Source organism: bacterium, assembly GCA_016873475.1.
GTDB lineage: Bacteria > Krumholzibacteriota > Krumholzibacteriia > JACNKJ01 > JACNKJ01 > VGXI01.
The window spans coordinates 1-4,407 of the sequence record VGXI01000237.1 but is presented as its reverse complement, the minus strand read 5'-3'; the positions used below and the strand labels follow the sequence as shown (position 1 = coordinate 4,407).

Genomic DNA, 4,407 nt, shown 5'->3' with positions numbered 1-4,407 from the left:
CGAGGCAGGCCGCCGCCGCGCCGCTCGCCAGGCGCGAGAGCGCGGCCTCGCGGCCCTCGCCGAGCTTGGCGGCGATCACCATCGGCTCGCCCCTGCGCAGCAGGTTGTCCAGGCGCAGCTGGAGCGGGTCAGCGCCGAGGGCGCGCGCGGCCTCGTCCATGAAGGACTCGAGGGCGAAGAAGGCCTGCGGCGAGCCGTAGCCGCGGAAGGCGCCGGCCGGCGGCCGGTTCGTGTAGACGGCCGTGCCGCGGTGGCGCACCGCGGGCGCCGGGTAGAGGCTGAGGCCCTTGTTCGCGCAGACCGTCATCACGGTGAGCGCGTGCGCGCCGTTGGCGCCGGTGTTCTCGAGGATCTCCATCTCCATGGCGGTGAGCTTGTGGGCGGCGTCGAAGCCGGCCTTGTAGCGCACGCGGGCGGGATGGCGGCTGCGCGCGAAACGCAGCTCCTCGGCGCGCGTGAGCTCGAGCCGCACGGGCCGGCCCGTGCGCTGCGTCATCAGGGCGACCAGCTCCTCGCCGAGGATCTCCTGCTTGCCGCCGAAGCCGCCGCCCACGCGCGTCTTGATGACGCGCACGCGGCTGGCCGGCAGGCCGAGCAGGCGCGCCACCACGCGCCGCACGTGGAAAGGCACCTGCGTGCTCGTGCGGATCACGAGGCGGCCGTCGGCGTCCCACCAGCTCGCGCAGACGTGCGGCTCCAGCGAGCACTGCTGCACCTGGTGCGTGCGGTACTCGCGCTCCAGCACCGCGGCCGCGGCGGCGAAGCCGGCCGCCACGTCGCCGAGGTCGAGATGGGTGCGCGCGGCCACGTTGTGCGCGGGATCGGCGGGCCAGCAGAGGATGTCGGCCTGGGGGTCGGGCGGGCGCGGCTCGTCGTGGATGATCGGCGCGCCCTCCCCCTGCGCGTCGCGCTCGTCCAGGATGTGGGGAAGCACTTCGTAATCGACGCTCACCGCCGCGCAGGCCGCCTCGGCCGCGGATGCGGTCTCGGCGACGACGAGCGCCACCTTGTCGCCCACGTGGCGGACCTTCTCGTCGAGCAGGGTGCAGTCGTAGGGGCTCGGCTCGGGGAAGCCCTGGCCGGCCGTCGTGTAGGCCAGGCGCGGCACGTCGCGCCAGGTGGCGATGTCAACGACTCCAGGCAGCCGCAACGCCGCTGCTATGTCGATGCTCCGCAGCCGGGCGTGGGCGTGCGGGCTGGCGAGGATCTTCAGCGTCAGCGCCCCCGGCGGCGCCAGGTCGGCCGCAAAGACGGGCTCGCCGCGGACGAGGGCACGGCCGTCGAGGCGGCGCGCGTCGCGGCCGACGACGCGCAGGGGGACCGCCGGGCTCTCGACCCGCGCGCGGCCCTCGCTCGTCGCCTCGCGCGGCGGGGCCAGGCCGAAGGCCACGCGGGCCGCGCGCAGCGGCTTGACCAGGCCCGTGCAGCGGCAGAAGACGGGCGTCAGCGCCTCGCGGATCGCCGCCTCGTCGGGCGCCGGGTTGCGCCGGCGCAGGGCCTCGAGCTGCAGCAGAAAGGCCGGTGTGCAGTAGCCGCACTGCACGGCGCCCTCGGCCAGGAAGCGCTCGGCGAGGGCGGCGAGCCAGGGGTCCTCGCGCAGACCCTCGAGCGTCTCGACGCGGCGATCCGCAGCCTGGACGGCGAGCAGGGCGGCGGCGCTGACGGGCTGGTCGTCGAGGAGAACGGTGTCGGCGCCGCCTTCGCCGTGCTCGTCCGAGAACTTCACGGAGAAACAGCCCTCCGCGCGCAGCAGCGCGAGCAGGCTGCAGTCGAGGTCGATCCGGACCTGCCGCGCGCGGCCGTTGAGCAGGAGCCTGAGCTCGCGCCGGGGCGGGCTGTCCTCGCTCATCGGAGCGTCCCGAGCCGGGCGAGGAATTCGTCGAGCAGCGCGGCCGCCCAGGCCCACTTCGTCTCGTCGGCGATCGCGGGCTCGCTGAGCAGCGCGAGGCCCTCGCGGTCCAGCCGGGCGAGACTGCCGAGACCGAGCGGCAGCGCGGGCGCGCCGACCAGGCGCGCCTCGAGGCCGCGCGCCCGCTGGGGCCGCTCGCCGAGGCGGCCGTAGACGAGGCGGCTCTCGGCGATGCTTCCCCCGACGACGCGCGCGCCGGCGGCGAGGAGCAGCTGCGGCCGCGCGCTCTCGGCGGCGCGCACGGCGTGGAAGCCGAAGCGCCAGCCGGAGACGGGCGGGAGTTCGATCGCGGTGATGACCCCGTGGCGGCCGGATTCAGCGAGGTACTCGGCCGCGGTTTTGGTCGGACGGCCGTGGCGCAGGACGCGGGCATCGAGCGCGACCCAGGCCGTCTGCAGCTCGCTGAAGGCGAGGGGCCAGGCGGTCTCGCCGGCGAGGGTCATCTGGTTGCGCAGGTTGAGCGAGTGGCCGAGCGAGAGGGCCGCCTCGCGCAGGAGGCCGTCGCGGTCGTCCCGATCGGCGAGGCCTTGCAGACGGACCCGAGCGCCCAGGCGCAGCGCGCCGTCGCCGCGCGCCTCGATGCGGTCGAGGCCCAGGGGCAAGAGGTCCAGCAGCCGCTCCACGTTGGGCGGCCGCTGCGCCACCAGCCGACTGCCGCCGCCGAGCACGGTCCAGCCTTCGCCCGGGCGCGCGAGCAGCTCGACGGCCTCGTCGAGGTCGTTGACGAGACGGTAGTCCTTGATCCAGCTCATGCCGGCTACCCCCTGCGAACAGCCCATTCAAGCGCCGCCGGGGGCGGGCGTCAAGGCGCGATGCGCGTTGCAGGGCGAGCCGGCGCGCGACTAGACTGCGCCATGCCGAGCGCCCGCCGCGCAACGATCGTCCTCGAGGCCAGCGCCCTCTGCACGCCGCGCCCCAGCGGTGTCGCGCGCTACACGCGTGAGCTGGCCGGCGCCTTGCTGGCGCTGGCTGCAAGCGGCGAGGCGCCCTACATCTATCGCCTCGCCTATCGCCTCTCGCGCTGGACCGAGCGCGCGGCCTGCCTGGCCGGCGCGCCGCGGCTCTGGTACCAGGAGCCGCTGCCGCCGCTCGGGCTCGGGGCGCGGCCGGCGCTCGTGCACGGTCTGGACTTGCGCGTTCCCCCCTGGCCGGGCGTCCCGCGCGTCGCCACCCTGCACGACGTCTTCGCCCTGCTCTCGGACGCCTGGTCGCCGCCCGGCTTCCGCGCGCGCAAGCTGGCGGCCTACCGCGCCCTCCCCGTGCGCTGCGCGCGGATCATCGCCGTCAGCGAGGCGACGCGGCGGGACTTCCTCGCCCGCGTGGACTGCCCGCCCGAGCGCGTGACCGCAGTGCACGAGGGCGTGAGCCCGGCCTTCGCGCCGGTGGCGTCCGTCGCGCGCGAGGCCGCGCTCGCGCGGCATGGGCTCGCGGGCGGCAGGCCATACGTCCTTTTCGTCGGCGGCCTCGATCGGAGAAAGAACCTGCTCGGCCTCGCCCGCGCGCTGGCCGCGACGCCCGCCTTGGCCGAGCTGGCGCTCGCCGTCGTGGGCGGCGAGGGCCATGGCGCCGCCGAACTCCGCGCTGATCCCGTCTGGGGCGCGCTGGGATCGCGCCTGCGCTGGCTGGGCGCCGTCGGCGACGCCGAGCTGCCCGCGCTGTACGCGGGCGCCGCCGTCTTCTGCCTGCCGAGCTTCGCCGAGGGCTTCGGCCTGCCCCTGCTCGAGGCGATGGCCTGCGGGACGCCCGTCGTGGCCAGCGATCGCGGCGCCCTGCCCGAGATCGCTGGCGGCCACGCGCGGCTCGCCGATCCCGAGTCGCCGGCGGCCATCGGCGCCGCGCTGATCGCCGCGCTTGCAATGACGAGCGCCGAGCGCGCGGCGGCGCGCGCGCACGCGGCGAGCTTCACCTGGGAGCGCGCGGCGCGGGCCACGCTGGCCGTCTACGACGAGCTGCTGGATGCCTAGCCAGCAGTGTACACGTGTACAAAACGGACCGCCTTGCCCGCTCGTGATCCACGGTGCGAGGCCAGCGGCGGGGCTCAGGCGTCCGGCGGCTCCGTGGGCGGCGGCTGGCGCCGGGTCCAGAGGCGGGGCAGTCCCATGCGCAGGAGCAGCGTGACGGCGTGGGCGATCAGCGCGATCAGGCCGGCGAAAAGCACCCAGAAGCCGACGAGCGGCTTCACGCCGCGGAAGTCGGGATCGAGCGCGTAGCGGATCGATTGCACGAGCAGCTGCGCGAGGACGAGCAGCGCCGCGGCGCCGGTTGCGAGCGGCAGCCAGCGGCGCACGGATCGCAGGAGAACCAGGCCCGCGAGCAGAGCGAGCAGGCCGACGACGAGCGGCGCGTAGAGCGCCGGCGCCTGTGTGGCGGCCTGGAAGCCGGTCACGTCGAAGCGGCCGCAGCCGCGGAACATCGGCAGGAAGAAAGCGAGCACGATGAGCCCGCCGGCGCCGAGGCTGATGCCCCCCTCCGTCCGCGGCGCTCGCATCCTCGACATG

General features: G+C 75.6%; 4 protein-coding genes. 1 reads left to right on the top strand and 3 read right to left on the bottom strand.

The annotated features are described in order from the left end of the window. Both FJ251_13885 and FJ251_13880 read right to left on the bottom strand, forming a co-directional pair. Positions 1–1,849: xanthine dehydrogenase (locus tag FJ251_13885; protein ID MBM4118795.1), on the bottom strand; the 1,849-nt coding region annotated here is incomplete at its 3' end. Continuing rightward, the gene (locus FJ251_13880) at positions 1,846–2,688 is read right to left on the bottom strand and encodes a hypothetical protein (protein MBM4118794.1); all 843 of its coding nucleotides are present in this window, start codon (positions 2,686–2,688) and stop codon (positions 1,846–1,848) included. The genes FJ251_13885 and FJ251_13880, both read right to left, overlap by 4 nt. A 33-nt stretch (positions 2,689–2,721) precedes the next feature. Here FJ251_13880 and FJ251_13875 point away from each other — a divergent pair, with 33 nt between their 5' ends. After that, positions 2,722–3,873 (top strand): glycosyltransferase family 4 protein, encoded by a 1,152-nt coding sequence (locus tag FJ251_13875; GenBank protein ID MBM4118793.1) that lies wholly within the window; start codon positions 2,722–2,724, stop codon positions 3,871–3,873. A gap of 74 nt (positions 3,874–3,947) precedes the next feature. On the opposite strand, the gene FJ251_13870 is transcribed toward FJ251_13875, so the two are convergent. Then, positions 3,948–4,397, bottom strand: a complete 450-nt coding sequence (locus FJ251_13870) for a hypothetical protein (GenBank protein ID MBM4118792.1) — start codon at positions 4,395–4,397, stop codon at positions 3,948–3,950. Between the last annotated feature and the right edge of the window lie 10 nt (positions 4,398–4,407).